Source organism: Streptomyces sp. NPDC000229, from assembly GCF_040300825.1.
GTDB lineage: Bacteria > Actinomycetota > Actinomycetes > Streptomycetales > Streptomycetaceae > Streptomyces.
Map to the genome: position 1 here is coordinate 60,027 of NZ_JBEPEL010000007.1, position 26,552 is coordinate 86,578.

The 26,552-nt window shown below is 70.9% G+C and carries 30 protein-coding genes, 1 tRNA gene and 1 pseudogene; 20 read left to right on the top strand and 12 right to left on the bottom strand.

Annotated features, from left to right (window positions below; genetic code table 11):
- Window positions 1-139: 139 nt before the first annotated feature.
- The 4 genes from ABT360_RS06415 to ABT360_RS06435 form a co-directional block, all read right to left on the bottom strand.
- Window positions 140-586 carry a hypothetical protein gene (locus tag ABT360_RS06415; RefSeq protein WP_351811621.1) on the bottom strand — a complete coding sequence of 149 codons (447 nt, stop codon included), beginning with the start codon at window positions 584-586 and terminating at the stop codon, window positions 140-142.
- Window positions 583-849 carry a hypothetical protein gene (locus tag ABT360_RS06420; RefSeq protein ID WP_351811624.1) on the bottom strand — a complete coding sequence of 89 codons (267 nt, stop codon included), beginning with the start codon at window positions 847-849 and terminating at the stop codon, window positions 583-585. The genes ABT360_RS06415 and ABT360_RS06420 overlap by 4 nt, the downstream gene beginning before the upstream one ends.
- 527 nt (window positions 850-1,376) lie before the next feature.
- A complete protein-coding gene (locus ABT360_RS06430; protein ID WP_351811859.1) occupies window positions 1,377-2,351 on the bottom strand; it encodes a YihY/virulence factor BrkB family protein in 975 nt (324 codons plus the stop codon).
- A 13-nt stretch (window positions 2,352-2,364) separates the two neighbouring features.
- Window positions 2,365-2,538 (bottom strand): hypothetical protein, encoded by a 174-nt coding sequence (locus ABT360_RS06435; RefSeq protein ID WP_351811627.1) that lies wholly within the window; start codon window positions 2,536-2,538, stop codon window positions 2,365-2,367.
- A 32-nt stretch (window positions 2,539-2,570) separates the two neighbouring features.
- Between ABT360_RS06435 and ABT360_RS06440 the strand changes: the two genes are divergently transcribed.
- Together ABT360_RS06440 and ABT360_RS06445 are read left to right on the top strand one after the other, a co-directional pair.
- The gene (locus tag ABT360_RS06440) at window positions 2,571-2,771 is read left to right on the top strand and encodes a hypothetical protein (RefSeq protein ID WP_351811874.1); all 201 of its coding nucleotides are present in this window, start codon (window positions 2,571-2,573) and stop codon (window positions 2,769-2,771) included.
- 230 nt (window positions 2,772-3,001) lie between these two features.
- Window positions 3,002-3,175 carry a CsbD family protein gene (locus tag ABT360_RS06445; RefSeq protein WP_351811630.1) on the top strand — a complete coding sequence of 58 codons (174 nt, stop codon included), beginning with the start codon at window positions 3,002-3,004 and terminating at the stop codon, window positions 3,173-3,175.
- 674 nt (window positions 3,176-3,849) lie between these two features.
- Here ABT360_RS06445 and ABT360_RS06450 read toward each other — a convergent pair.
- Window positions 3,850-4,053, bottom strand: coding sequence for a cold-shock protein (locus tag ABT360_RS06450; protein ID WP_351811632.1), 204 nt, complete (start codon window positions 4,051-4,053; stop codon window positions 3,850-3,852).
- 687 nt (window positions 4,054-4,740) lie between these two features.
- On the opposite strand from ABT360_RS06450, the gene ABT360_RS06455 reads away from it, so the two are divergent.
- From ABT360_RS06455 to ABT360_RS06475, 5 genes are all read left to right on the top strand, one after another.
- Window positions 4,741-5,604, top strand: a complete 864-nt coding sequence (locus ABT360_RS06455) for a YihY/virulence factor BrkB family protein (protein ID WP_351811635.1) — start codon at window positions 4,741-4,743, stop codon at window positions 5,602-5,604.
- A 409-nt stretch (window positions 5,605-6,013) separates the two neighbouring features.
- Window positions 6,014-6,580 (top strand): VanZ family protein, encoded by a 567-nt coding sequence (locus tag ABT360_RS06460; RefSeq protein ID WP_351811637.1) that lies wholly within the window; start codon window positions 6,014-6,016, stop codon window positions 6,578-6,580.
- A 601-nt stretch (window positions 6,581-7,181) separates the two neighbouring features.
- Entirely contained in the window at window positions 7,182-7,400 is a 219-nt protein-coding gene (locus tag ABT360_RS06465) for a hypothetical protein (RefSeq protein ID WP_351811640.1), read from the top strand.
- A 12-nt stretch (window positions 7,401-7,412) separates the two neighbouring features.
- The gene (locus tag ABT360_RS06470; protein WP_351811642.1) at window positions 7,413-7,769 is read left to right on the top strand and encodes a PRC-barrel domain-containing protein; all 357 of its coding nucleotides are present in this window, start codon (window positions 7,413-7,415) and stop codon (window positions 7,767-7,769) included.
- A gap of 35 nt (window positions 7,770-7,804) precedes the next feature.
- On the top strand, window positions 7,805-7,975 hold the full coding sequence (locus ABT360_RS06475; protein WP_351811645.1) for a hypothetical protein: 171 nt from the start codon (window positions 7,805-7,807) through the stop codon (window positions 7,973-7,975).
- Window positions 7,976-8,342: 367 nt separating this feature from the next.
- Here ABT360_RS06475 and ABT360_RS06480 read toward each other — a convergent pair whose 3' ends face one another.
- Both ABT360_RS06480 and ABT360_RS06485 read right to left on the bottom strand, forming a co-directional pair.
- A complete protein-coding gene (locus ABT360_RS06480) occupies window positions 8,343-8,606 on the bottom strand; it encodes a hypothetical protein (protein WP_351811648.1) in 264 nt (87 codons plus the stop codon).
- Window positions 8,548-8,769 (bottom strand): annotated as a pseudogene (locus tag ABT360_RS06485) (relaxase/mobilization nuclease domain-containing protein); the annotation flags it as partial. The pseudogene ABT360_RS06485 and the gene ABT360_RS06480, both read right to left, overlap by 59 nt.
- Window positions 8,770-8,873: 104 nt before the next feature.
- Between ABT360_RS06485 and ABT360_RS06490 the strand changes: the two are divergent.
- Window positions 8,874-10,292, top strand: a complete 1,419-nt coding sequence (locus ABT360_RS06490; protein ID WP_351811650.1) for an ATP-binding protein — start codon at window positions 8,874-8,876, stop codon at window positions 10,290-10,292.
- A complete protein-coding gene (locus ABT360_RS06495; RefSeq protein ID WP_351811653.1) occupies window positions 10,289-10,489 on the top strand; it encodes a hypothetical protein in 201 nt (66 codons plus the stop codon). The genes ABT360_RS06490 and ABT360_RS06495 overlap by 4 nt, the downstream gene beginning before the upstream one ends.
- A 7-nt stretch (window positions 10,490-10,496) precedes the next feature.
- On the opposite strand, the gene ABT360_RS06500 is transcribed toward ABT360_RS06495, so the two are convergent.
- Window positions 10,497-10,569 (bottom strand) — tRNA-Arg (locus tag ABT360_RS06500).
- 204 nt (window positions 10,570-10,773) lie between these two features.
- Here ABT360_RS06500 and ABT360_RS06505 point away from each other — a divergent pair.
- From ABT360_RS06505 to ABT360_RS06520, 4 genes are all read left to right on the top strand, one after another.
- The gene (locus tag ABT360_RS06505; RefSeq protein WP_351811656.1) at window positions 10,774-11,385 is read left to right on the top strand and encodes a ScbR family autoregulator-binding transcription factor; all 612 of its coding nucleotides are present in this window, start codon (window positions 10,774-10,776) and stop codon (window positions 11,383-11,385) included.
- Complete coding sequence (locus ABT360_RS06510) at window positions 11,382-12,284, top strand: NAD(P)H-binding protein (RefSeq protein ID WP_351811659.1); 903 nt, start codon at window positions 11,382-11,384, stop codon at window positions 12,282-12,284. Before ABT360_RS06505 ends, ABT360_RS06510 begins: the two co-directional genes overlap by 4 nt.
- Before the next feature lie 471 nt (window positions 12,285-12,755).
- A complete protein-coding gene (locus ABT360_RS06515; protein ID WP_351811662.1) occupies window positions 12,756-13,376 on the top strand; it encodes a ScbR family autoregulator-binding transcription factor in 621 nt (206 codons plus the stop codon).
- A 300-nt stretch (window positions 13,377-13,676) separates the two neighbouring features.
- Window positions 13,677-15,389 (top strand): class I adenylate-forming enzyme family protein, encoded by a 1,713-nt coding sequence (locus ABT360_RS06520; protein WP_444852186.1) that lies wholly within the window; start codon window positions 13,677-13,679, stop codon window positions 15,387-15,389.
- Here ABT360_RS06520 and ABT360_RS06525 read toward each other — a convergent pair.
- Window positions 15,376-16,659 carry a M6 family metalloprotease domain-containing protein gene (locus ABT360_RS06525; RefSeq protein ID WP_351811665.1) on the bottom strand — a complete coding sequence of 428 codons (1,284 nt, stop codon included), beginning with the start codon at window positions 16,657-16,659 and terminating at the stop codon, window positions 15,376-15,378. The genes ABT360_RS06520 and ABT360_RS06525 overlap by 14 nt on opposite strands.
- Before the next feature lie 543 nt (window positions 16,660-17,202).
- Between ABT360_RS06525 and ABT360_RS06530 the strand changes: the two genes are divergently transcribed.
- The 5 genes from ABT360_RS06530 to ABT360_RS06550 all read left to right on the top strand — a co-directional run bounded on the left by ABT360_RS06530 (window position 17,203) and on the right by ABT360_RS06550 (window position 22,214).
- Window positions 17,203-17,796 carry a TetR/AcrR family transcriptional regulator gene (locus ABT360_RS06530; protein WP_351811865.1) on the top strand — a complete coding sequence of 198 codons (594 nt, stop codon included), beginning with the start codon at window positions 17,203-17,205 and terminating at the stop codon, window positions 17,794-17,796.
- A gap of 136 nt (window positions 17,797-17,932) precedes the next feature.
- Complete coding sequence (locus ABT360_RS06535) at window positions 17,933-19,483, top strand: MFS transporter (RefSeq protein WP_351811668.1); 1,551 nt, start codon at window positions 17,933-17,935, stop codon at window positions 19,481-19,483.
- 141 nt (window positions 19,484-19,624) lie between these two features.
- Window positions 19,625-20,530 carry a LysR family transcriptional regulator gene (locus ABT360_RS06540; RefSeq protein WP_351811671.1) on the top strand — a complete coding sequence of 302 codons (906 nt, stop codon included), beginning with the start codon at window positions 19,625-19,627 and terminating at the stop codon, window positions 20,528-20,530.
- Between the two features lie 86 nt (window positions 20,531-20,616).
- Complete coding sequence (locus tag ABT360_RS06545) at window positions 20,617-21,177, top strand: cysteine dioxygenase family protein (protein WP_351811674.1); 561 nt, start codon at window positions 20,617-20,619, stop codon at window positions 21,175-21,177.
- Window positions 21,177-22,214, top strand: a complete 1,038-nt coding sequence (locus ABT360_RS06550; protein ID WP_351811677.1) for a YeiH family protein — start codon at window positions 21,177-21,179, stop codon at window positions 22,212-22,214. Before ABT360_RS06545 ends, ABT360_RS06550 begins: the two co-directional genes overlap by 1 nt.
- 66 nt (window positions 22,215-22,280) lie before the next feature.
- Here the strand turns inward: ABT360_RS06550 and ABT360_RS06555 are convergent, their stop codons facing one another.
- Complete coding sequence (locus ABT360_RS06555) at window positions 22,281-22,793, bottom strand: MarR family winged helix-turn-helix transcriptional regulator (RefSeq protein ID WP_351811680.1); 513 nt, start codon at window positions 22,791-22,793, stop codon at window positions 22,281-22,283.
- 113 nt (window positions 22,794-22,906) lie between these two features.
- Between ABT360_RS06555 and ABT360_RS06560 the strand changes: the two genes are divergently transcribed.
- The gene (locus ABT360_RS06560) at window positions 22,907-23,707 is read left to right on the top strand and encodes a dioxygenase family protein (RefSeq protein ID WP_351811683.1); all 801 of its coding nucleotides are present in this window, start codon (window positions 22,907-22,909) and stop codon (window positions 23,705-23,707) included.
- Here ABT360_RS06560 and ABT360_RS06565 read toward each other — a convergent pair.
- Window positions 23,704-24,225: a GNAT family N-acetyltransferase gene (locus tag ABT360_RS06565; protein WP_351811685.1), complete on the bottom strand. Its 522-nt coding sequence runs from the start codon at window positions 24,223-24,225 to the stop codon at window positions 23,704-23,706. The two genes, ABT360_RS06560 and ABT360_RS06565, sit on opposite strands and share 4 nt — an antisense overlap.
- Before the next feature lie 149 nt (window positions 24,226-24,374).
- On the opposite strand from ABT360_RS06565, the gene ABT360_RS06570 reads away from it, so the two are divergent.
- Window positions 24,375-25,382, top strand: a complete 1,008-nt coding sequence (locus tag ABT360_RS06570) for a sigma-70 family RNA polymerase sigma factor (protein ID WP_351811688.1) — start codon at window positions 24,375-24,377, stop codon at window positions 25,380-25,382.
- A 201-nt stretch (window positions 25,383-25,583) separates the two neighbouring features.
- Here ABT360_RS06570 and ABT360_RS06575 read toward each other — a convergent pair whose 3' ends face one another.
- A complete protein-coding gene (locus tag ABT360_RS06575) occupies window positions 25,584-26,537 on the bottom strand; it encodes a helix-turn-helix transcriptional regulator (protein ID WP_351811691.1) in 954 nt (317 codons plus the stop codon).
- Between the last annotated feature and the right edge of the window lie 15 nt (window positions 26,538-26,552).

Here is a 26,552-nt window from a genome sequence, read left to right on the forward strand (position 1 = left end):
TTCGTGCTCTGCCAGCCGCCGTCGGCGCCCTGCTGGTGCCCGTGCTGCTGAATACGGGCCGGTGGAAGCTGCCCGACGAGGACATGAGTTGCTCGGGGGAGCCAGCGAGTGACCGGAGTGAGACGCCGGCGCCGTCTCGTCAGAGTTTCTCGACTCGCACGGAGTGCCCGGCGAGGAGTTGATTCATGTCGTCGGTGTCGGAGGTGAAGACGGTTGCCTGCGCTCCCTGCGCGGCTTCCCGCCCGGCCACAGCTGCCAGGATGGCGTCGATGGCGTACTTGTGCCCGTGCAGGCCGGCTGCCTTCAGCATGTCGCGCGCCATGGCGATCACCTGGTCGTCTGTGTGTACGACGCGGATCCGGGACAGCGTCCAGTTCCACAGTGCCTGCCTCGGCGTTTCGCGAGGGTCCCATGCCTCCAAGGTCGTGAGCGCCGAGGTGACGATCGGGATATCGAGCCGCGGAGCCGTCTTGATCAGCGCAGCGATCTCCCGGTCGCCCTGCACTGCCCTGGAGAGCGCCTCGGAGTCGAACACGAAGACGCGCTGTCGCGGCCGGTGCAGCTTCGCTCGGGCGCTGCGGTTCACGCGGCCTCGTCCGAATGTGATCGCTGCTTGTCATGCCAGTCGTCGATAGCGCCGATGCGGTCAATCGCTGCTTGTTGCTCGTCGTCCGTCACAGCGCCGTGCTCTTCTTCGAGACGTTCGGCCAACTCGCGCAGTCGGTCCATGGCGTCCTGATGAGCGGCGGCGGCCGCGATGTAGCCGGACACCCCGCGTGCGTCGACGCGCTCCTTGATCGATTCCACCAGCTCTTCCGGCACGGTGATGGTGATCTTCCGGGTTGCCATACTTCAAGTATGCCAGGCTTTGGGCGGCGCTACCTGACACACCTGGTTCCTCACCTGCTCGGGCCGTCCCCCCGGCGGACGTCCTACGGATCTGCGAGAGGCGTGTGCCGGGCGTGCTTGGGGATGTGGACTCCAGACGCGAGGAAGGCCCCCGTTCGAATGGACTGAGGGGCCTGGAATCCTCGGACCTGCTACGCAGGGTGCCCCCGGCCACGGGAACGGCCCAGGCCGTGGTCGTCGGGCTCGGCGCGAGTGCCGCCCGGCGGATCCCTTTGCTCCTTGCCGTTGCGGCGGGCGCCGGCCGCGTGCTGATGAGCCCAGCAGACCGTCGAGTCGACGTTCACCTCCCAGGTGATCAACCCGGCCGCATCGGCCGAGCCTCCAACCCGGTAAGCACCGCCGACCAGACACCATCGCGCTGCCAGCGGCTGTTCTCCTCTGACGACGTGACGGCAGTGGAGCCCGCCAGGACCGACCAGCTTGGCCGCACGACAAGCACGGAATCGGCGGCTTCGACCGCGCTCGGGTTACGGGTCGCGCGCTGGAGGCGCCGTGCGGCGCGGTGCTGCTGGTGCGCCGCTGTTGGCCGACGCCCGCTGTGGTGCGTCGTCGGCTGCTGGGCTGATCCCGGGCTCCGGGCCCTCAGCCTCGATTCTTTCGCCGGACTGCACCGCCGTCGCTGTCGCTGTCCAGGCGGCGCAGTACAGCAGCAGCCTGGACATGAGGTTGATCCACAGCACGACGGCGACCGGCACAGCGAAGGCGCCGTACATGCTCTTGCCCGCGACGCCCTGCAGATAGCCGGTCAGCAACCACTTGAGCAGTTCGAAGCCGACCGCACCGATCAGGCCGGCGACCACGACCGCGCGCCGGGCGGGATGCACGCGCGCCAGCCGGGTGAGCAGGTAGACAAGCAGCAGGAAGTCGACGAGCAGGGCGATGGCCAGGCCTGCGAAGAACAGCAGCGCCCGTCCCGCCCCGCCCTCGATTCCGACCTTATCGGCGGCCCAGCCAACCGCAATGTTCGCGAAGACCGAACTGCCGATCGCGACGAGCCCGACCACGCCGAGACCGACCAGCACCGCGGTGTCCTTGATCCTGAGCAGGATCGGATTTCCCGGGTCCTGCTCTTTCTTCCACACTGCGCGCAGGCACCCGCGCAGGGCGCCGACCCAGTTGATGCCGATCACGAGCAGCAGCGCGCCCGCGATGAGCCCGACGGTCCCGGCGTGCGCGACGAGGCGCTCCAGGTCCAGCAGGTCGGAAAGGCCTGGCGCCTGGTCGGCGATCTTGTCCTGGAGTTTCCCGAGCTGACCCTCGCTCAGCAGCTTGGCACCGATCGCCGCGCCCACGGTGATCAGCGGAAAGAGTGCGACGAAACTCGTGAAGGTGATCGCGGCGGCGAGCCGGGCCCAGTGCACCTCGGCCAGCCGCTCGTACGCGCGCCACACGTGCGTACGCATCAGCCGTGCGATCACAGGCAGCCGTGTCAGCCATTCCATGAAGAACACCCATTCACAGCGTACCCACGACGGGAGAAGAGGCATCCAGCGGCGACGAACCCCCGCCGCCCTCCGCGGCGAGGCCGATGCCCTGCACGTGTGGCCGGAGGGTCTGGCCGCTGGTCAGGGCCTCGGGAGCGGTGAGCACCAGAGGGGTGTTGCGCGAGGCGCACTTCAATCGATCCACCACTTGCCCGGTTAGTGTGATTTATGTGATTTGTGAAATCCTGGGTGTTCGCCCTGGCTCTGGTCGCGCCGGCCCTGTGGACCATGGCCCGGCGCCGGCACCTGCGGGAGCGTTTCGGGCCCGAGTACGAGCGCACGGTCCTCCACACCTACAACCACCACCGCTGCCACACCGCACTCGGCGGACACCTGCCCATCAGCCGCGTGAACAACGCTGCGGGTCAATACACCTAGTCGACCAACGCGAGCCCGCCCGCGCGGACAATGCGAATGCCCGGGGGAACGACTCACCCCACGACGATCGCACTCGAGCCCCCGACAGCGGTCGCCGCAGCAGACTGCCCTTAGGGCACTGATCCACCATGCAGTAGGCGTGCGGCCGCACGCACAGATCGCTGACCGGTCGGCGCCACGGTATTCCTGCCGCCGAACCCCAACAGACAACTCACCCAGGGTGGCCACCCATGAGTATCGCGAAGAAGATCGCGCACAAGGCCGAAGCGATGAAAGGCGGCGCCAAGAAGACAACCGGCCGCGCCACCGGCAGCCGGCGCCTGCAGGCCGAAGGCCGCGGAGGCCAACTCAAGGGCAACATCAAGCAGGCCGGAGCAAAGATCAAGGACGCTTTCAAACACTGACCACTCCGCCCCGTCGACCCGACCAGGTCTACGCCGAAGCACGCGGGAGGGCCTGCATGGTGATGTACAGCTGGGCGTCGATCTGAGACAGGCGCTGTATGCGCATGCCCTCAGGCAGCTGACGACGCCCCACAACGCCGATTCGTCCAGAGCGAACGCAGGGAGCGGTCCAAGGCGGGGTAACGGCAGCACGCCGGTGCGCGATGCGTGCGGTGCCGATTCCTGGGCCCGGGTAGACGAGGGCGCCAGGACAGCCGTGAGTACAGCCGCTCGCGCAGCACAACAGCGCGGCGGTGTCCGCGACCATGACCGCGGCCAGCAGGGTGCGGATGCGGGGGTCGTCGCCTTCGCGGACTCACTACACGATCTGCTCGACCGTCTCGCCGACGGACGGATCGTTGCCTGCCGGACCGGATGTGGCCCGACCACGACCGGCCGATCAAGCTCGCTGCCTCGTTGCTGTCCGTGGAGAACTCGACGTGCCCTGGATGTCGCCCCGCCAGGCAGGCGGCAGCGTGCGTCTACCTGCCCTCCTCCCCCCCCCCCCCCGCGCTGGCCGGGACCCTCAAGCCCGCGCGCAGCGGCCCTCACCATCGAGCCGGCACCAGTTCGCTGGAACACCCCGCCCGAATGCGGCCGGCCGACAGCCCGGTCTCGACGAGCACAGGGAACTGTCAGGCCGAGACGATGTTCTCCGCCTGCGGGCCCTTCTGACCCTGGGTGATGTCGAACGAAACCTTCTGGCCCTCGGTCAGCTCGCGGTAACCGGTCGAAGCGATGTTGGAGTAGTGGACGAAGACATCCGGCCCACCGCCGTCCTGCGCGATGAAGCCGAAGCCCTTCTCGCTGTTGAACCACTTCACCGTTCCCGTAGCCATACCGGCCTCCTTGATCAAAAGGGGAGCAGACCCGCACCGCGCGGGCCCGGAGGTGATCGCCGGGCCCATAAAGACTCTGAACAGGGTCCCGCCGGACGCGGCAACCCTGCGTGCCTCGCCTGGATCGTAAGGATCTTGGTTGCAGGGCTCGTGGACCCGTGCTGGTTGGAGATGGCGGTGGTGAGGCAGCCTCGCCGATGCACACCACGTTTACGCCCCAGTGCCACCGTGGACAAGTACGCGCGGGATTATCTGGTCGTCCATCAGCTACCTGGGCGGCAAGTCCTCCTCCAGCTCCTCCAAGATTGCCAGCCTGACCTGGACCTTCACGGGGTGCCGCCGAGATGAGTGCCAAAGCTGCCAGAAAGGTGAGGGGGTTGGCTGTCCGGCGGAGTAGCGGATACGTTCTGCGGCACGAACAGATGCAAGTACGCCGGTATCTCCAGGCAGATCGCGCATCGGTGAGCGGGGCATGCCGCCCGGGGTGACGTACGAACGGCTCGCCGGGGAACCTTGCCAACAGGAGCCGGACGACGGCACATGGCACGAGGGGGAGGCGCCCGCCTGATGAGCAGCTCGCCAACGCCTGCGCCTCAGCCAGGAGGTGCCGATCGCGCACCGCTGCCCCGCTCCAAAACAGAGCGCCCTGCTCACCACTTGCAGACACGCCAGGCAACCACACCGCCCTTGCCGCCTCCGACGTACGCGCGCGACCTGCCGGGCTGGCAGCACATCGGTACCGCGCTCCGCCGGACCCCCGCCTCGGTGTGGAACGACAACGTGACCGACTTCGCTGCCGCCCTCACCTATTACGCGGTGCTCGCGCTCTTCCCGACGTTCCTCGTCACGGTCTCACTGTTGGGAATCGTCGGCGCCTCGACCACCGACAACCTGATCAGTAACATGATCGCTGTCGTGCCGGCCGAGTCCCGCCCCGTCATGCAGAGCACGTTGCAGGGCATGGCGGAGCAGCACACAGCTGCTTGGACGCTGGCCGTCTTCGGCACGATCGGCGCCCTGTGGTCCGCCTCCAGCTATCTGGGGGTCTTCCGCCGAGCCCTGCACGTCATGCACGGCGTTGAGGACCTGCGCCCGGCGTGGAGGACGGCACCACGGCTGGTGATGACCGCCGTGGTGCTGCTGATGCTTCTGGTTTCCAGTGCCCTGGTGCTCATCCTGACCGGCGAAGCGGCCCGCACCGTCGGCCGCCTCGTGGGCATGGGCAGCATGGCCGGCACCGCATGGAATGCGCTGAAATGGCTGCTCCTGCTGTGCCTGGTCGCCATCTTGGTGCTGGTGCTGTTCCGCTCGGGCCCGGCCGGGACACGCGGGGTGCGGCAGAGGCTTGTGGGAGACGCTCTGGCCGTGGCCCTGTGGCTCGTCGCCTCCGCCGGCTTCGCCCTCTACGTCTCGCACGTCGGCACTTACAACCGGCTGTACGGGTCGCTCGCCGGGGTCATCGTCTTCCTGGTGTGGCTGTGGCTGTCCAACCTGGCCCTCCTCACCGGCGCCCAGTTCAACGCCGAACTGGCCAAACTCCGCCGTCGATGACCGACAGGGCATAAGCTGCGCAGCCCTCGTCCCGGTCGGCCAGCCACTCCATCCCCTCGCACCCAGGCACCCCCACAGGCAAAGCGGCGACCAGCACGCCAGGGGCACCGCAGCCAGTGCCACTGACAACCGCTGCCCGTCGCGTCACGCCGCATGCCACAGAAGACCCGCGTCGGCACTCGTGAGGTTGGAAAAGGCTGAGAGCATGACACACTCAACCCGTCCGTCGGCGACCAGTACCCGCCCGGTCGCTGAGGAGCCTGACGACGCGCTGCTGCGCCGCATGCTCGTCCAACTGCCTCTGGGCACGCCGACACCTTCAGACCAGGAACGGACCCCGCGTAGCGCCTGCCGCTTCACGACGCGGGTATCGGACGTCCAAGCAAACCAATGTGGCTAGGAGCCTGTAATGGCGCGGATAGTCCTGCGTGACAAGACCGCGACGGAACCCGGGGGCCGGGTTCCCGGAAAACCTCCCCTGTCTGTACTCGGCCGGGTACTGGCCATGCTGCTGGCCTTCGCGGCGATGGTGGGATTCGCGGTGGTGCTGGCCCGGCTGACGCTGGAACCGTCGGCGGCATCCGTGCCGTTGACGCACAGTAATCTGCGCCCCGGTGACTCCATCCGTGCTTATCTCGCCCAGCCCGCGTCCCTTGACACGGTCAAGCAGCTCGGCGGCAACATCGTGATGGGTGTGCCGTTCGGTGTGCTGCTGCCGGTGCTGGTGCCCCGAACGCGAGGGCTGGTCCGGGTAGCGGTGGTCACCGCTCTCGTGATGCTCCTCGTGGAACTCGTCCAAGGCGCCCTTATCATCGGGCGTACCTTCGACATCGATGACGTTCTGCTCAACACCACAGGTGCTCTTCTGGGTTACCTGCTGATCGGCCGCCGGTTGGGCCGTGCAGTGCATCCCCGGCGCCGCCGCTGGTGGCACCGATTCACCAAACACCCGGTGACTGCTACGGATCCGACATGACTGAGCCTTTCAGCCGGCCCTCCGGCGGGTGAGGTGTCGCGCGGTGTTGACAAGTACGGCGAGCAGGGCGGTTACGACAGTGCTGGTCCGAGCCCACCATCCATGACGTCAGCGGTGATGCTGGAGCCGCCCGGGCCGCCCGACCGCTGCCGCCGGTCGATGAGGTGGTGATGGCCCGGGCCCGGGTTGTGACCGAGGCCCTGGTGCGGCAGGGGAAGGTTGCCGGGGCGCTCGGCGCGATGGTGATTCCTTCGCAGCGCGGGGTGCTGATGGCGCTCGGTGGCGTCGACGGGGAGCTGTACGTCAACGCCAGGCGCTGACCGACAGGTGGCGGCCCGGCTGGCTGCGATCAGAGCTGCCGGACGTCGCCTCGGACGTGGCCAGGCTCCAGGCGATGCGGGCGGAGTGGCAGGACACGCCGCCGGCGGAGCGCTCCTTCGAGCTGGGCGGGTGCACCGATCCGAACTGCCACGGAGTCCACTGACCCCCGGGGTCCGGCGGCGTCACCTTCCCGTCTGCGGCCGGTGTACGGGCCGGTGCCGGGCGCGGCAGCGGGCGGACGGGGCGTTGGGGGAACCGGTTTCGGGGCACCCTTCACGGGGTGAGCGAGAACGACCGGAACAGGCAGGACGCCGAGAGCCCGGCCGCTGCGGCGGCGGGGCCACAGGATGTGGGCAGGCTGCTGTGTGACCAGCTCGCCGAAGCAATCACCGCGATCCGTTTTCCAGGGGGCCATCCTGACAGGGCTGAAGCCTGCCGTGCCGGCGAGGGCGAGGGTGACGAGGCTGTGCTGACCGAACCAGACGACAGAGCAGAGTGAGAAGGACAGACCATGATCCATCCAGCCGATATCCGTGAGTGGCGCAACCACAGCGTCGTCGACCCCCAGGGCCGCAAGATCGGCGTGCTCGAAGCCATCTACGTGGACACCACCACCGACGAACCGGCCATGGCCACGGTCCGTATCGGACTTCCCACCCGTCACCAGCTGGCCTTCGTGCCCCTCGACGAGGCGATCCTGGGACCGGACTACGTCAAGGTCTCCTACGACAAGGCGCTGGTGAAGAAGGCGCCCACGGTCGGCATGGACGACATCCTGCCCGCCGAAGCCGAGGAAGCGATCTTCCAGCACTACGACCTGACCTACCAGCCGGGCGCGGGCGGCGAGAGGCAACTCGCGCGCCGCTGACCGCCCGCACTCATCCCGAAGGAGGTGTTCGTGTCATGGCTCTGTTCCTGTTTCTCGTTCTGGTCGCCGTCGTGCTGGGAATCATCGGCGTGGTGGTGGAAGGACTGTTCTACCTGCTGATCATCGGCATCGTGGTCCTCGGGGCCGCTGTGACCTTCGTCGCGGTGCGCTGGTCCCGGCGCTCCGGCCGCCGCCCCATCCGATAACGCCAGACAGCCCAGGACCCCAACTGCGACGGCGTTCACCGACCCTCGCCCCCGGCGGCGTGACCTCCCCGCCCGTGGGCGCCTTGGACAAGCGACACGTGCACCCCTTCCGGCTTCTTGCCGGAACTCGTGTGGTGACGACCCCTGTTCCCGCCCGACATCAGGGGTCGTCGGCGTGCGTCAGCATCAACCAGGTGTCGGCGGTCTCTCCCAGCCGCCGCCGGAGCCTTGGGTCCTTCGTCCTCGGAGTCAGGCGCCGGTGCGTCGATCGGTTCGGTGATCTGTGTGGTCGGCGCCGGTCCGGTCGGGTCGACCTTCGCCTTGTCGTCCGCCAGAAGCCACCCGCCGTCTGCTGCCCGTGTGTAGGTCAGCGTGTGCGGAGGGAGTACTCCTCGTATTCCGGCTCGTCGGGGTAATAGAGGCGGGTGTCCTCGGTGACCTCGACCGTGGCGGTGTCGCCCGTAACTGCGGTGCTATCCACGGTGACATCGACCTCGGCGCGCGTGTAGCCACCGTTGATTTCCTTCAGCACCCGCCCCTGATCGGCCGGCGCTGCGAAGTCTTCCTCGATGACGCCCGCCAGTTCGCCGGTGGCGGAAGGCTTGCTCGGCTGCTGCGGCTTGCTGTTCATGGCCGCGTTGCTCGTGCCACTTGGCGGCGGCGCGGGCCAGGTGGAGGGCGGCGAAGAGCAGGGCGATGGCGAGGCCGCCTGGCTGGTGGGAGGCGTAGGCCCTGGCGGCCTCGCGCAGGGCGGTGGTGGCCTGGTGGTCGGCGCGGATCGTCGAGCGGCGGGCGGTTGAACGTACAACATCTTTTCGGGGCCGTTACTAATGTCAATGTTGCTAACTCTAATGTTAGTATCTCCGGGCTGGCAGATGACCTTCTGGAAGGCGGCGACATGGCGGATTTCGTGGGAAGGCGGCACGAGCTCGAGACGCTGGATCGCGAGCTGGGCAAGGTGACGGCCGGGGTCGGTGGGGAGCGGCCCGGGCGGTGCGTGATGCTTCGAGGGCGCCGCCGGGTGGGTAAGTCGCGGTTGGTGGAGCGATTCGCCGAGAGGTCCGGTGCGCCCTTCCTCTTCTATGCCGCCACAGGGGCGTCCCCGGGGGCGGACCTGGAGCGGCTCAGCCAGGACGCGCAGTCATCCAGCCTTCCGCTGGCGAATCTGCTGTCCGCAGCCCGCCCGGCGAGCTGGGATGCCGCCTTCGATGTACTGGCGGCGGCACTGCCGCACGACCGGGCGAGCGTGGTGGTCATGGACGAGCTGCCCTATTTGATGGACGCGGAGGGCGCGTTCGAGGGCATGCTTCAGCGGGCCTGGGACCGAGTGCTGGAGACGAAGCCGGTTCTGCTGGTTCTCATCGGCTCCGACCTGTCGATGATGGAGGCGCTGAACAGCTATGGACGCCCGTTCCATCAGCGCGGACGGGAGATGGTGCTGGGTCCGCTCAACCCGGCGGAGGTGGGCGAGATGCTCGGCCTCGAGCCTGCCTCGGCCTTCGACGCGGCCCTGATCACCGGTGGACTGCCCTTGATCTGTGCAGAGTGGACGCATGGCGCCGGTATGTGGGAGTTCCTGCAGACGTCACTCAGCGATCCGGTCTCGGCCTTGCTGGTGTCGGCGGAGCGCTCGCTCGCTGCAGAGTTCCCCCAGCAGGTGCAGGCCCGCACCGTCCTCTCGGCGATCGGCAGCGGTGAGCGGACGTTTTCCAACATTGCCCGCGCCGCCGGCGGGATCGGGGCGACCCCGCTCCAGCGGTCGCTGGGGATCCTCGCCGACAAGCGGGTGATCGCGGCAGAGCTTCCCGTGTCCACGCGGCCCTCGAAGGACCGCCGCTACCGGGTCGCGGATCCCTACCTCCGCTTCTGGCTGAAGTTCCTAGGGCCGGCGATGGAGGAGATCGAGCGGGGCCGGGGTGACCTCACGCTGCGGCGCATCCGCGAAAACTGGACCAGCTGGCGAGGCAGGGCCGTTGAACCTCTGGTGCGCGAGGCGCTGGCACGGTTGCTGCCCGACGCGAACCTCCCCGCCGCCCCCGCCATCGGCGGTTACTGGACCCGTACCAACGATGTGGAGATCGACGTCGTGGGAGCGGACCGCGCGCCGATCGCCAAGGAGCTGTTGTTCGTCGGCTCGGTGAAGTGGCTGGAGAACTCCCCGTTCGACCGGCACGACCTCGCGGCGCTGCACCGACACCGCGCCGCGCTCACGCCTGATCCCGTGCCTGTGATCGCTGTCTCGCGCAGCGGGACCGACTGCACGGGGCTCGACGCTGCGTACGGCCCGGCGGAACTCCTCGCGGCGTGGTCCTCATGAGCGCGCGGGGATACATGGTGGTGCCGGGGGAATACGGCATGCCGGCCGAACTCGGGTCGGCCGGCAGGCCCAGCGACCTCGGCACCAGTGGTGCCCTCGACCAGGACGTCCTTCCGCTCACGCAAACGGCCCCGGACGAGGAGTCCGAGGCCGGACAGAGCGCCGTCCTGGGGAGAAACTCCAGGTCAGCGGCGTAATGCGTTGTGCCCCCGGCAGGATTCGAACCTGCGACACCCGCTTTAGGAGAGCGGTGCTCTATCCCCTGAGCTACGGAGGCGTGCGTGCGGTGCCGTGGCGGCACCGGCGTCAGTGTAGCGGGTGGGGGTGGGCGGGGGGCGGGTTGGCCAGGGGGAGGGCGCAATCCGGGGAGGTGGCTGATTTCGGTCGGGGGCACGGGGCGGGGTCGTAATATAGAGGGCGTTCTTTTTGTGGCGGGAGAGGGAGGGGTGCGCGCGAGGTGCAGCTCAAACAGGAGCGGGCCGTGCAGACCCGGTTGGCGCTGATGCGGGCGGCGGCCGAGGTCTTCGACGAGCACGGGTACGTGGGGGCCGGTATCAACAAGATCCTCAAGCGGGCGGGGCTGACCGCGGGGGCGCTCTACTTCCACTTCGGTTCGAAGGAGGGGCTCGCCAAGGCGGTCATCAACGCCCAGCAGGAGAGCATCGAACCGTTGCTGGAGTCCGAGGGGCTGCAACGGCTGGTCGACATCACCCTGGTGTGGTCCCACCGGCTCCTGGAGGACCCGCTGCTGCGGGCCGGGGTGCAGCTGTCGCTCGACCAGGAGGGCCTCGCGGACGGGGCGCCGTTCGAGAGCTGGCGGGAGCTCATGGCCGGGTGTCTGCGGGAGGCACGGGAGCTGGGCCAGCTGCGCGAGGGTGCCGATCCGGAGGTGATCGCCCGGTTCGTGGTGGGCGCGTGTACGGGCGTACACCTGTACTCGCGGCAGGTGGACGGGCGCAACGGCCTGCCGCAGAGGGTGCGGGAGATGTGGGACTGCCTGCTTCCCGGCATTGCCGCTCCGGGACACGCCCAGAACGTCGACACCGGTGTCGCGCGCGGTGAGCGGCTGTGCCGGGGAGGGGAGGCGGCGTGAGGCGCGACGGACATGCGCGGCCCGTCGTGGCGGTCACCGGGGCCACCGGGACCGTCGGCCGGCTCGTCGCCCACGGGCTCGCCGCCGCCGGGGGCACGGACGTACGCCTTCTGGTACGGGATCCGGACAAGGTCGCGCGGCAGGGGTTGCCCGGACGGGCGGTGCGTGCCGACTTCGGCGACCCCGGCGGACTCCGGGACGCGTTGGGAGGTGCGGAGGCGGTCCTCGTCGTCACGGCCGACCCGCTGCGGCCCCAGCACGACGAGAACGTCCTCGCCGCCGCCCGCGCCGCCGGTGTGCGCCGCGTGGTCAAGCTCTCCGCCCTCGCCGTGCTCGACCCCGACGCCCAGGACGCACTCACCCGTTGGCAGCGGGACAACGAGGAGCGACTGCGTGCCTCCGGGCTCGAATGGACGCTGCTGCGGCCCCGGGCGTACATGTCGAACGCCCTCGGCTGGGCCGCCTCCGTACGGGACGAGGGCACCGTACGAGCCCTCCACGGTTCCGGGCGCAACGCCTGCGTCGACCCGCGTGACGTCGCCGACGCGGCGGTGCGGGCGCTCCTCGACCCCACCTGCGCCGGGCGGAGCTACGCCCTGACCGGGCCCGAGCCGCTGTCCGCCCGGGAGCAGACGCGGATACTGGGCGAAGTGCTGGGACGGCCGCTCCGGTTCGTCGAGCTGACGGAGGATCAGGCGCTGGAGCGGTGGCGTGCCCGGTGGCCCGAGCCCCTGGTCCAGGCCCTCCTGGAGGGCGCCAGGCGGCAGCGGGACGGGGGCAAGGCCGTGGTGGCCGATGGGGTGCGGGAGGTCACCGGGCACGCCCCGCGCGGCTTCGCCGACTGGGCGCGGGCGCACGCGGAGGCGTTCGGCGCCGCCGCTCCGGTGGGAGGCGCGTGACCGGCCTGCGCTCCGCGTTCACCGGCGGGACGCTGAACGCCTTGTTGGGCAGGTAGCCCCCATGGCCCGGACCGGACTCCCGTCGCTCGCCGCCGAGCTGGCGTCGGCGGGTGTACGTAGAGGACGAGTGATCCCGGCCGGGACTGCCCGCGTTCGGGCCGTGGGCGTCGGGGCGCCGCGGGTGTCCGTGCCGCTCTGGCCGGTGACGGCGCGCGGCGACGCCGTACGCGCAGGGTGTGGACCCCATGGCCGCGCTCGTCCTGCTCAACACCGAGGGGACGGCGGCCAACCCGCACTCCGAGGAGTGCGGCGACGGCTAACAGAACCGCGTAGATGGTTTGTTTGTTCTGTGCCTGGGGTGGCAAACTGGCCCCCAGGGCAAGAGTTTGGCTGAATGCCCGCTGGTTTCACGGGATATTGACAAACCAAGAGGTTGGTTTCTACTGTCGTGCCCGGGAGAGGGGTGGGGCTGTGGCGAAGCAGGAGAGGGCCGAGCGGACCCGGGCGAATCTGATCCGGTCGGCCGCTGCGGTGTTCGATCAAGTCGGGTACGAGCGCGCCACCTTGGCGGTGATCAGCGATCACGCGCAGGTCACCAAAGGCGCGCTGTCCTTTCACTTCGCCGCCAAGTCCGAGCTCGCCCGTGCCGTTCAGGTCGAGGCGTGTACCACCTCGGGTGCCGCCCTGAAGGTCTGTGCGGAGCGTCCGGGGCCGGCCTTCCAGGCCGTCGTCGACATGACGTACACCCTGGCCGGCCTGCTCGAAAGCGATGTCGTCACCCGGGCCGGAGTGCGCCTGGCCCGGGAGTTGGAGACGCCGGAGGACCCGTTGCTGCACTGTCATGTCAACTGGCTCGGCAGCCTGTTCCGGGCGCTGCGCCGGGCGGAGGAGGATGGGACGGCGCTGCCGGGAGCCGACGCCCGCTCCGCCGCGGCGCTCGTCATGTCGGTGATCGTGGGCGCCGAGACGCTGGCCCGTACGCGTGCCGACATGGCCTTCGGTGAAGGGCTGCCCGCGCCGCGCGAGACGGCGCAGGAGTGGCTCGCCCGTATGTGGCACGTCGTACGGCCCGTCCTGGCGCCGGCGGCATGAGGGCGGTCATGAGGGCGGACATGGGGGCGGACATGAGGGCGGACATGAGGGCGGCGGCGGATCCGGGATGGACCCGGGTTGTGGGTGTGGCGGACCCGGGCTGGACGCGGGCCGCGTGCGCGGCGGACCCGGGGTGGACCCGCGGTGTGCGGGCGGCGGACCCGGGGTGGACGCGGAGTGTGTCCGCCGACGACCCGGGGTGGACCAGGTAAGTGGCGGATACACGGACCTTGACGGGGTGCGGTCGGGGCGCATAGCGTCGCCCGGAGGGGCTGAGCAACCGCTTAGGAAGAGGCGATCGTGCCGCACACCGATCCGTCCACGCACCACCCGGCGGCGCCCGCCGCGGGACCTGCCGCAGAACGCCTGGCGCTACTCACCGCGCCCGGCGCGCCCTTCGCCGTTGTGACGGACGGGGACGGGCGGTCCGTGTACGCCGAAGGGCCGCGCACCTTGCGGGAGTTCGTCGAGGTCACCTGGGCGTACGGTGAGCGCCCGTTCCTCGTCGCCGAGAACCGGACGTACACGTACGGGGAGTTCTTCGCCGCCGCGTCCGCGCTCGCCCGCAGGTTCACCGACGTGTACGGGCTGCGCCCCGGCGACCGGGCCGTCGTCGCGATGCGCAACCACCCCGAGTGGCAGGTCGCGTTCTGGGCGGCCCAGTTGGCCGGGCTCGTCGCCGTGCCCCTCAACGCCTGGTGGACGGAGGACGAGTTCACGTACGCCCTCGACGACTGCCGCCCGCGGATACTGCTCGTCGACGGGGAACGGGTGGAGCGCGTACGGGAGTGGGCCCGGCGCCACGGCGTGCGCGCCCTGGTCTTCCACGGGGAGGCCGACGGGGAGGCCGAGGCGGGGTTCGAGCGGTACGAGGACCTGCCCGCCGCCGATCCCGCGCTCGGCCCGCCCGACGTGGAGGTCCGGCCCGAGGACGACGCGACCATCATCTATACGTCCGGCACCACCGGGCGGCCCAAGGGCGCCGTCGCCACGCACCTCGCCCAGGCCGCCGCCGCGGCCAACCCGCGCTTCCACGCCGCCGTCGCCGCCCTCGAACGCGGGGAGATCCCCGGGCAGGGGCCGGCGCCCGTGTCGCTGACCACGTTCCCGTTCTTCCATGTCGCCGCGTTCACGTCGTTCTACGCGGTGATGGCGGCGGGCGGCACGCTCGTCCTGATGCGCAAGTGGGATGCCGAAAAGGCCGTGGAGCTGATCCACGAGCACGGCGTGACGCATTACGCCGGGGTGCCGACCACCGCGCTCCAGCTCCTGGACGCCGCCGAAGCGGGTGAGGGCCTCGGGACGCTCGCCCACCTCAACACCGGAGGCGCCGCCGCGCCGCCCGGTCTCGTCGCCCGCTGCCCCGAGGGCGTCGAGCCCCGCAACGGGTACGGGCTGACCGAGACCAGCGGCGGCGTGCTGGCCGCCTTCGGCGCGTCCTACCGGCGCTTCCCCGGCAGCGTGGGGCGCCCCACCCCGGTCACCGAGGTGCGGATCGCCGCTCCGGACGGGCGGGCCCTGCCCGACGGCGAGGTCGGTGAACTGTGGCTGCGCGGCCAGTCCCTGGTGCGCGGCTACTGGGAGGACCCGGAGGCGACGGCCGCCGCGTTCACGCCCGACGGCTGGTTCCGCACCGGTGACCTCGCCACCGTGCACGACGGGCGGGTCAGCGTCGTGGACCGGCTGAAGGACATGGTGGTCCGGGGCGGTGAGAACGTGTACTGCGTGGAGGTCGAGGCGGCGCTGTACGACCACCCCGACGTGGCCGACGCGGCCGTGCTCGGCGTCCCCCACCCCGTACTGGGCGAGGAGGTCGCGGCCGTGGTGCGGCTCCGGGAGGGGGCGACCGCCGGGGCCGAGGAACTGCGGGCGCACGTGGCGCGGAGTCTCGCCGCCTTCAAGGTGCCGGCCCACGTCCTCGTCCAGGACGGCCCGCTGCCGCGGAACGCGACGGGCAAGGTGCTGAAGCGGGACCTGCGGCCGGTGGTTCAGGCGCGGGTCAGGCGCGGCTGACGCGGACCCGGTAGGTGCCCGTCTTCGGATCCTCGGACAGCACCGTGATCTGTACGCCGCTCTCGCGGTCGGTGAAGGACTCGCCGGGGCGGTACGGGGCGTCCGACAGCTCGGCGTGCACGTTGGGGCGGCGCGTGCAGCCGCCGCTGTCGCGGTCGCTGTCCACGACGGTGACCGGGCCGTGCCCGGTGTCCACGTCGGACTGGACGTGGTAGATCAGCACACCCGGCTCGCACACCGCCTCGTCGTTGCCGTCCCGGGTGCGGACCTCCACCGCGTACCCGGACTCCGGGGTGAGCGGGACGAAGGCGAGCTTGGGCCCGCCCTTCGTGGCCAGCGGCGTGAGCGTGTACTCGCGGGTGCCGGACGCGGAGGCACACCGCACCTGGCCGTTGTCGAGCCAGCCCAGTTTCCACTTGTGCCAGGCCAGCAGGTCGTTGTTGGCCCCCCAGTCCTCGGACATGATGTCCCAGTGCCCCACCGCGCCGCCGCCCTCGGCGGTGTAGAGGTCGGGCAGCCCGAAGACATGGCCGTTCTCGTGCGGCAGGACCCGGAACCCCGTCTCGTGGTACGTACCCGAACCGTCGTCCTGGCGGCTGTAGACGAACGAGGTGTTGGCGAGCGGCGCGCCGTCCGCGTGGGGGGCCTCGCCGTTGCCGGAGAAGGTGACGGACAGGACGGTGTCCAGCGCGGAGGGGCCCGCGTTCGGCGTGACCAGGATGTTGACCAGGTCGTAGTCGGCGAAGTCGACCTTCGGGTCGGCGGCCGTCACGATGTCCTCGACGAGCCGGCGGTAGCCGGGTTCGTACGGTGAGCCGCGCTCGATCCCGTACGAGCCGAACGGCATCGGCATCCGCAACCAGTCCTTCAGCGGGGCCTCGGGGCGGTAGCGGAGCCGCCCGTATGAGCTGATGCGGAACCAGTCCGTGGTCTGCGGGAAGAACTCGGCGAACCGGCTCATCGCCGGGCCCTCGCCGGGGGCGTCGGGGAAGTCGACCATCAGGGTCAGGGCCCGGACCTCGCCCGTGGAGCGGGCGTAGCCCGGGCCCGTGGGTATGCCCTCCGACAACTGGACCCCCACGGTGGTCGTGATCCGGCACGGCGCGAGCCCCGGCTCGTCGGCGGCGGAGCGGGCGGCGACGGGGCCGGCCGAGGCGCGGGTCGGGTCGGGGAGGGTCGAGCTCGCCGTGACCAGGCCGGCCATGGCGAGGCTGGTGGCGGCCGCTCCGAGGGCGACCGGTCTGCGTATCCGCCGGCGGGTCTGCTGCATGCGTGCTGATCGCCTTCGGTCGGCGGCAGCCGGCCGGGTCCGACTGCTCTCCGTCCGCTCAGCCTCTGCCGGGCCGTGGGCGGGCGCCCGCCAGGTACGGCCGATCGTGGGTTACTCGCGAGGAGCTGAGTGGCGCAGGTCACAGTGGAAACGGGAGTAACCGGGGACGGCCTCCCCGTTTAGCCCTATGTCGCTGACAAACGGGGAAGCCGTCCCCGGTTGTGCGCGGAGGAGAGGGAGTGAACCGTGACGACCACGAGCGCGGGTACGGCCACGGGCACGCGTGCGGCCACGGGTACGCGTGCGGCCACGGGTACGGCCACGGGCACGCGTGCGGGCACGGGTGCGGGCACGGGCACGCGTGCGGGCACGGGTACGGGCACGGGTACGGGTGCGGCCGGTACCGGTACCAGTACCGGCGCCGGCACGGGAGCCGGCACGCGTGCCGCGTCGCAGGGATCGCGCGGATCGCGCGGATCGCGCGGACCGCGCGGATCGCACGGATCTCACGCGTCCCGCCCGTCCCGCCCCCGGGCGGACGCCCTGCGCAACCGCGAGCGGATCGTGACGGCGGCCCGTGAGATGTTCGTCGAGCTCGGGCCCGACGTGCCGTTCGACGAGGTCGCCCGCCGCGCCGGAGTCGGCAACGCCACGCTCTACCGGCACTTCCCGGACCGGGGCGCTCTCGTCCACGAGGTCGTCCTGTCCGTCATGTCCCGCACCACCGAGCGAGCCCTGGAAGCGGCCGCCGAGGAGGCCGACGCTTTCGAGGCGCTGCGCCGCTTCACCCACGCCGCCGCCGACGAGCGGATCGGTGCCCTGTGCCCGATGCTCTCCGGCGCCTTCGACAAGGACCACCCCGAGCTGCTCGCCGAACGCGACCGCCTGGAGGAGGCCGTGGAGGCGCTCTTCGACCGGGCGCAGGCGGCCGGCCGGCTGCGCACCGACGTCGCCGTGGGTGACCTGATGATCGGCCTCTCCCAGCTCACCCGGCCGCTGCCGGGCTCCGCCTGCCCGAACTTCGACCGATTCGTCCATCGCCATCTGCAGCTGTTCCTGGACGGCCTGGAGACGCCCGCGCGCTCCGAGCTCCCCGGCACGGCCGCGACCCTGGAGGACCTGCGGCGCGGGCCGTGAGCCTTCCGGGGCGGCCACCGTGACGACCGGCCACCCCCCACGACCGTCCTGACCGCCTCCACGCCCACGGCCCCTACCCGTACGTCCGTCCTGACGCCCGTTTTTCGCCTTTCCGAGTCCTTAGGTGGCTGCTCCCATGCCGAAAACGTCTTCCAGACCCGCCCCGGCCGACCTCGCACCCGACCCCAGCCGCTGGAAAGCGCTGGTCTTCATAGCCCTGGCCCAGCTGATGGTCGTGCTCGACGCGACGATCGTGAACATCGCGCTGCCCTCCGCCCAGCAGGACCTGGGGATCTCGGACGGCAACCGGCAGTGGGTCATCACCGCGTACGCCCTCGCCTTCGGCGGTCTGCTGCTGTTCGGTGGCCGCATCGCCGACCTGTGGGGCCGCAAGCGCACCTTCGTCGTCGGCCTGCTGGGCTTCGCCGCGGCCTCCGCGCTGGGTGGCGCGGCCACCGGCGAGGCGATGATGCTCGGCTCGCGCGCCCTCCAGGGCGCCTTCGGCGCGCTGCTCGCGCCCGCCGCGCTGTCGCTCCTGGCGGTGATGTTCACCGATGCCACGGAGCGCGCCAAGGCGTTCGGCATCTACGGGGCGATCGCCGGTGGCGGTGGCGCCGTGGGCCTGATCCTCGGCGGCGTCCTCACCGAGTACCTCGACTGGCGCTGGACGTTCTTCGTCAACATCCCCTTCGCCGTCGTCGCCGCCGCGGGCGCCTACTTCGTGATCCGCGAGCCGGCCGGCGGCCGCAACCGTTCACCCCTCGACATCCCGGGCGTCGTCCTGTCCACCCTGGGCCTGGTCTCCCTGGTGTACGGCTTCACCCGCGCCGAGTCCGACGGCTGGTCCGACACGAGCACCATCGGCCTGTTCATCGCCTCCGCCGTGCTGCTCGCCGCGTTCGTCGCCGTCGAGGCGAAGGTGAAGTCGCCGCTGCTGCCGCTGCGCGTGATCACCGAGCGCAACCGGGGCGGTGTCTACCTCTCCCTCGGGCTCGCCATCATCGCGATGTTCGGCCTGTTCCTCTTCCTCACCTACTACTTGCAGGTGGTCAAGGGCTTCTCGCCGGTCAAGACCGGTTTCGCCTTCCTGCCGATGATCGCCGGCATGATCACGGGCTCGACGCAGATCGGTGCCCGTCTGATGACCCGCGTCGCACCCCGGCTGCTGATGGGCCCCGGGTTCCTCGCGGCTGCCGCAGGCATGCTGCTGCTGACGCAGCTGGAGGTGGGTTCGTCGTACGCCGGGCTCATCCTGCCCGCGCAGCTCCTGCTGGGCCTCGGCATGGGTACGGCCTTCATGCCGGCCATGTCCCTGTCGACGCACGGTGTCGAGGCCCGGGACTCCGGTGTGGCCTCCGCGATGGTGAACACCTCGCAGCAGGTCGGCGGCGCCATCGGTACGGCGCTGCTCAACACCATCGCCGCGTCGGCGACCACCGCGTACATCACGGACCACGCCGCCGGGGCGACCACTCCCCAGGCGCAGAAGCTGCTCCAGCTCCAGGGCATGGTGGAGGGCTACTCCGCCGCCATCTGGTGGGCCGTCGGCATCCTGCTGGTGTCGGCCGCGATCGCGGTCACGTTCATCAACACGGGCCGTCCGGGCGCCGGTTCGCAGCCGGTCGCGGGCGGCGGCGACGCCGATCGTGCCGCGGACGAGGTGAAGATCCCGGTCATCGCGCACTGAGGCGTACGGGCGTGACGGCGTACGGGCGTAACAGCGTACGGGCGTGACGGCGTACGGGCGTGACCGAAGAAGCGTTCCCCGCCACCGACGTGGCGGGGAACGCTTCTTTCCACACCCCAATTTCTGCTTATGCTTTCGACTGTGTTCGACTCCCGGTACATCAAGACCTTCCATGAAGTGGTCAGGACCGGTTCCTATACAGCGGCCGCCCGCGCCCTCGGCTATACGCAGCCGGCCGTGAGCCAGCAGATGAAGGCGCTCGAACGGGACGTCGGCACACCGCTGTTCACCCGGGTCGGGCGCGGCCTCAGGCTCACCGAGGCGGGGGAGGCCCTCACCCGGCACACCGGGACGATCCTCGACAGCCTGGCCGCCGCCCAGGAACAGATCGACGCCATAGCGCGGCTGCGCTCCGGCCGGGTGCGCGTGTGCGCCTTCCCCAGCGCCGGAGCGACGATCCTGCCCGAGGCCATGGCCCGGATGGCAGCCGAACACCCGGGTGTCCGCGTCGAGTTGGTGGAGAGCGAGCCGCCCGAGTCCTTGCGGATGGTGGCCCGGGGCGAGTGCGACATCACCCTGGCCTTCAGTTATCCGGGCCTACGGGTCGACGTCCCCGAGGAACTCGACGAGTTCAAGCTGCTGGAGGACCCGCTGACGGTGCTCCTGCCCACCGGGCACCCGCTCGCCCGCCGCCGGGCCGTGCACCTGACCGATCTGACGCACGAGCGGTGGATCGCCGGCTGCGCGCGCTGCAACGCCAACTTCCTGCACGCCTGCGCGGAGGCGGGCTTCAGCCCCGACATCGCCTGCACCACGGACGACAACCTGGTGATGCAGAGCCTGGTGGCGGCCGGCGTCGGCATCGCCATGGTGCCCGCGCTCGTCCTGTCGTTCCTCTGCCACGACAAGGTCACCGGGCGGATCGTCGAGCCGCACACACGCCGCCAGGTGTACGCGTACGTCCTCCGCGACCATCTCAGGATCCCCGCCACGGCCCTCATGCTGGACGCGATCGTCACGGTGGCGGAGTCCAAAGTGGGGTGCTGAGCCCGCCCCACTCATAAGCGGTGGTTGGGCACATGGCAAAAAACCCTCGTTGGACGTGATGGTTTCGCCGGGCGGACGCTGCCGCCATGACGACGACCTCCGTTGCCGCTGCCGGCCCGACCACCGAACGCCTTCGTACCCTCGTCGCCGCGATACGCGAAACCGTGGATCGCGGACTGCCGCCCGAGCCGACCGCCCGGCTCGTGGCGGAACGCCTCGTCCCGCACCTGGGCGCGCCGGACCTGCTCACCCCGGCGCAGTGCGAGCCCGACCCCGCCCACTACCGCCAGCACGTCCTGCACGCCGAGCCCGACGGCGGTTTCTCCGTGGTCGCCCTCGTCTGGCTGCCCGGGCAGTCCACGCCCATCCACGACCACGTCTCGTGGTGCGCGACCGGCGTCCACCAGGGCGAGGAGCACGAACGGCGCTACCAGCTCGTCCCGGACGGCCCCTCCGCCCGGCTCCTGGTCACCGAGGACGTGGTGAACGGGCCCGGCGAGGTCGCCGCCTTCGCCCCGCCCGGCGACATCCACTCCGTACGCAACGGCGGCGACCGCACCGCCCTGTCGCTCCACGTCTACGGCGCCGACATCACGCGCCTGGGCACCAGCGTCCGGCGCGTCTACCGCCTGCCCGCGGACCGTTGATGGCGCTCGTCGGCTCACGCGTCCGCCCGCTCCGGGTCGGCGCCCACGCAGGACCCGGCCCCCTGCCCGGGCTCGCGCTCGCCGCGGCCGGGGTCGGCGTGGCCTGGCTGCTGCACCTGGCCGTGCCGGCCGTTCCGATGCTCACCGCCGCCGTCGTCCTGGGCGTCGCCACCGCGCACACGCCATGGCTGCGCACCCGTGTCCGGGGCCGCTGCCGGGCGGGCCTGACGCTGGCGGCCAAGCGCCTGATGCGCGTCGGTGTCGTCCTGCTCGGGCTGAAGCTGAGCCTTTCCGACGTCCTGGGCCTCGGCTGGGGGACGGTCGCCATGGTGATCGCGGTCGTGGCTGCCACCTTCGGCGGTACATGGTGGCTGGGGCGCCGCCTCGGGCTGTCGGGGGACCAACCGGTGCTCATCGCCACGGGGTACGCGATCTGCGGCGCGTCGGCGATCGGCGCGGTGAGCGCCGTGCGGGACAGCGACGAGGACGACGCCGCCACCTCGGTGGCGCTGGTGACCCTGTGCGGCACGCTCGCGATCGCCGTGCTCCCGCTGCTGCACGGTCCGCTGGGTCTGACCGACGCGCAGTTCGGGCGCTGGGTGGGGGCGGGGGTGCACGACGTCGGCCAGGTGGTCGCCGCCGCGCAGACGGCCGGGCCGGGCGCGCTCGGCGAGGCGGTCCTGGTCAAGCTGATGCGGGTCGCCCTGCTGGCCCCGATGGTCGCGGCACTGGTGGTGGCCGCGCGGCGGCGGGGGCGTACCGCGCCGAAGGGCGGGCGGCCGCCGCTCGTGCCGCTGTTCGTCGCCGGGTTCCTCGCCATGGTGGCGCTGCGCACGACCGGGTGGCTGCCCGAACCGGCCCTGGACGCCGCCGGTTCGGCCCAGGAACTCCTTCTCGCGGCCGCCCTGTTCGGCCTGGGCAGTGCGGTGCACCTGCCGACGCTGTCCCGCACGGGGGCGCGGGTCGCGGTGCTGGGCCTCACGGCCTGGGTGATCGTGGCGGCGGCATCGTACGCGGGCGTGCTGCTGACGACCTGACGCGGGGCGTGGCGCGGGCGACCCGGCGCGGGGGTCTGCGGGCGACCTGCCGGCGGCCCGTCGCGGTCAGCGCAGCCAGGGCAGGTCGGCGTCCCGGTCCGACGGCTGGAGGCCCTCGGCCATGACCCGCATGATCTCGCCGAGCTGGTCGACCTGCTCCGGGCTGAGCCGGTCGAACACCGCCTGGCGTACGGCGGTGACGTGGCCGGGGGCACTCCGCTTCAGCACCGCGTACCCCTGGTCCGTCAGGTAGGCGTTCTGGCCGCGCTTGTCGGAGGGGCAGTCCTCGCGGCGTACCCAGCCGTTCTTCTCCAGCCGGGCCACGGCGTGCGACAGCCGGGACCGGGTGATCTTGGCGTTCTTGGCCAGCTCGGTCATCCGCATGCGGCGGCGCGGGGCCTGGGAGAGCTGGACGAGCAGTCCGTAGTAGATGTGCGGCATCCCGGCGTCGCGCTGGAGCTGGCGGTCGAGGTGGTCCTCCAGGAGCATGGTGGCGTGCAGGTAGGCGCGCCAGACGCGCTGCTCCTCGTCGCTGAGCCAGCGTGGCTCCTCGCTCCCGCCGTTCGGTGCCGTATCCATGTATCCACTCTACGGCTTCTTGAAAGTTGAACAAGTGATAGGTACGCTTCTGCTCAAAGCTTGATTGAATGTTCAAGCAAGTAGGATGGAAGACCACGCCAGGAGCCGCCGCCATGACCACATCCGTGGACCCTCCGGGTCCTCCGGGGCGGATGCCCGCCCTCTACCTCTCGCACGGCGCGCCACCGCTCGCCGACGACCCCGTCTGGCCCGGTCAGCTCGCCGCCTGGGCCGCCCGCCTGCCCCGGCCCTCCGCGATCCTGATGGTCTCCGCCCACTGGGAGGAGGCCCCGCTCGCCCTCGGCGCCACCGGAACCGTGCCACTCGTCCACGACTTCTGGGGCTTCCCCGCGCACTACTACCAGGTGCGGTACGCCGCGCCCGGCGCTCCACGGCTCGCCGAGTCCGTCCGCAAGCTGCTGAGCGCACCCGGCACGCCCGTGCAGGACCTGGCCGACCGGGGGCTGGACCACGGGGCGTACGTCCCGCTCGTCGAGATGTACCCGGACGCCGACGTCCCGGTCCTCCAGATGTCCCTGCCCACGCTCGACCCGGCCCGGCTCATGGGTATCGGACGGAAGCTGGCGCCACTGCGCGACGAGGGCGTGCTGATCGTCGGGAGCGGATTCTTCACCCACAACCTGGCGGCGCTGCGGCACGAGGGCGTGCCCGGCTGGTCGGCCGAGTTCGACGACTGGGGGCGGCGGGCGCTGGAGGCGGCGGACGTGGACGCGCTGCTGGACTTCGCGCACGCCGCACCGGCCGGGGCGCTCGCCCACCCCCGTACCGAGCACTTCGCGCCCCTGTTCGTCACGCTGGGCGCCGCCGACGCGGCCGGCGACCTGAACGGTGGGCGCAGCGTGATCGACGGGTTCTGGATGGGGCTGGCCAAGCGGTCGGTGCAGTTCGGCTAGAGCGTCTTCTCGTACCAGGCCACGTCCCAGTACCGCCCGAACTTCCGGCCCACCTCCGCGAAGGTGCCGATGTGCCGGAACGCGAATCGGGCGTGCAGGCGTACCGACGCCTCGTTCGGCAGCGCGATCCCGGCGTAGGCGCGGTGCACGTCCTCTTCCGCCAGCGCCTCGAAGAGGTGCCTGTAGAGCAGGGTCCCGATGCCGCGCCCCGCCGCCTCCGGGGCGAGATAGGCGCTCACCTCGACCGATGTCGAGTACGCGGGCTTCGGCCGGAAGGGGCTGGAGGTGACGTACCCGAGCACCGTTCCGGGGTCGCCGGCCCGGCGAGCAACCAGCAGGCGGTGGGGGCCGTCTTCCGGGTGGGAGTGCAGCCACGGGCGGCGTTCTTCGGGGGTGAACGGGGCAGTGTCGAATGTGACGGCCGTCTCACGGATGTAGTGGTTGTAGAGGGCCGTGAGGCCCGTGAGGTCATCATCCCCGCCCGGCCTGACCTGCACCTCTTCGCCGTCGTGCGGCATCCGCCCTCCCCTCGGTGGCGGGACAGGGTACTGCAAGATCGCGGAAATCGACGGGCTTCATGGGAATTCTGTCCGGATTCCAGTCGTTGTTTCCGTCGGATGCAGGGCACCCGGGAGGGTGTCGCGACCTACTCAGCAAGGGAGCTCGCATGGCAACCCGTGCCGTCGCCCGTCGTCAGTCCGCCGGCAGTGAGACCAGGACCACGGACCGGGCAAGCAGCGTTCGCGCCGTGGGCGGGGAGATCGCCGACCGCGACCTGGTCGGCATGTACCTCGACGAGATCGCGCGCACGCCCCTGCTCGACGCCGCCAAGGAGGTCGAGCTGTCCCAGACCATCGAGGCGGGCGTGTACGCCCAGCAGATCCTCGACGGTGAGGTGGATTCCGAGGCCTCGGGCGCCTCCCGCGAGGAGCTGGAGCGCCTGGTCGCCGAGGGCGAGCGCGCCAAGGACGTCTTCATCCGGTCGAACCTGCGTCTCGTCGTGGCGGTCGCCCGCCGCTACCCGCGCAGTGGCCTGCCTCTTCTCGACCTGATCCAGGAGGGCAACGCGGGCCTGGTGCGCGCGGTGGAGAAGTTCGACTACACCAAGGGCTTCAAGTTCTCGACGTACGCGACCTGGTGGATCCGCCAGGCCATCACCCGGTCGATCGCCGACCAGTCGCGCACCATCCGCCTCCCCGTGCACCTGGTGGAGGAGCTGGGCCGCATCCGGCGCGTGCAGCGGGAGTTCAACCGCGAGCACGGCCGCGACCCGGAGCCCGCGGAGGTCGCCGCCGAGCTCGGCTCGAACGAGGAGCGGGTCATCGACGTCCTGGACTGGGCGCGCGACCCGGTGTCGCTGAACATGTCGGTGGACGACGCCGGCGAGACCCAGTTCGGCGACCTCCTGGAGGACACCTCCGCGGTGTCGCCCGAGCAGTCGGTGATGACGCTGCTGCGCAGCGAGGAACTGGACGACCTGATCGGCAAGCTCGACAACCGTACGGCGTCGATCATCCGCATGCGCTACGGCATCGAGGACGGCCGCGAGCGGACGCTGACCGAGGTCGGCAAGGAGCACGGCCTGACGCGCGAGCGGATCCGCCAGATCGAGAAGCACGCCCTGCTGGAACTGAAGCGCATGGCCCGCGACACGGGCTTCGACGCGGCGGCGTAACCCTCCGAGGCCCCGGCCCCGGGCCGCCCGGAGCACCTGGCCCCGGAGACCCGGGGCCGCCCGTGCTCCCGGGGCCCCCCGGCTCGGGGAGGGCGCGGCCGGCCGCCCGTGCGGTTCACGCTGCGGCGGGCGCACCGAGACGACCTCGGGGCGCCGCGCCGCCCGGGCGGGCGGGTTTCACCTGGCCGTGCGGCCCGGGGCTCACGTCACCGAGCGGGTCAGGCGGGCGCCCAGGGCCGTTACGTACGACAGCAGCGCGTCCGGGCCGTGCACGGTGAACTCGCAGTCCACCAGGGCCAGCCGCAGCGCCAGCCACTCCACCGAGTCCGTCGACCGGGCGCGCAGCCGGCACGTGTCCGGGCCCGTCGGGGCCGGGACGAGGTGCGCGGGGAGGCGCGCGGTCACGAAGGCCGCGGGCGCCTCGAAGGTGACGTCCACGTCGAGCTCCTGCGTACGGGTCACCGAGTGGCCCAGCAACTGCGCCGCGTCCCCCGTCGGCAGCTCGCGGGGCGTGAACCTGGCGCCCGTCGCGAACGGGTCGGTGACCCGGTCGACGCGGAACGTCCGCCAGTCCCCGCGCTCCAGGTCGTACGCCACCAGGTACCAGCGGTGGCCCGTCGACACCAGGCGGTACGGCTCGACCTGCCGTTTGCTCTCCGTGCCGTCGCCCGCGCGGTACCCGAACCGGAGGCGTTCGTGGGCGGTGACGGTCGCCGCGAGCGTGGTCAGCGTCGAGGGCGCGACGGTCGCGCCGTCGCCGCGCGTCAGCGGGATCGTCGCGTTCTGGAGCGTGGCGACCCGGTGCCGCAGCCGCGACGGGAGGACCTGCTCCAGCTTGGCCAGCGCCCGTACGGCCGCCTCCTCGACGCCCTCGATGGCGTGGCCGGCCCCGGCGCGCAGCCCGACGGCGATGGCCACCGCCTCCTCGTCGTCCAGCAGGAGCGGCGGCATCGCGGCCCCCGCCACCAGCCGGTACCCGCCGATCGGGCCGCGGCTCGCCTCGACCGGGTAGCCCAGGTCGCGCAGTCGGTCGACGTCGCGCCGGATCGTCCGGGGGCTGACGTCGAGCCGTTCGGCCAGTTCGCTCCCCGGCCACTCGCGAGGTGTCTGGAGGAGCGACAGCAGATTCAGGAGTCGTGCCGGAGTGTCCGTCATGCTGTCCAGGATGCT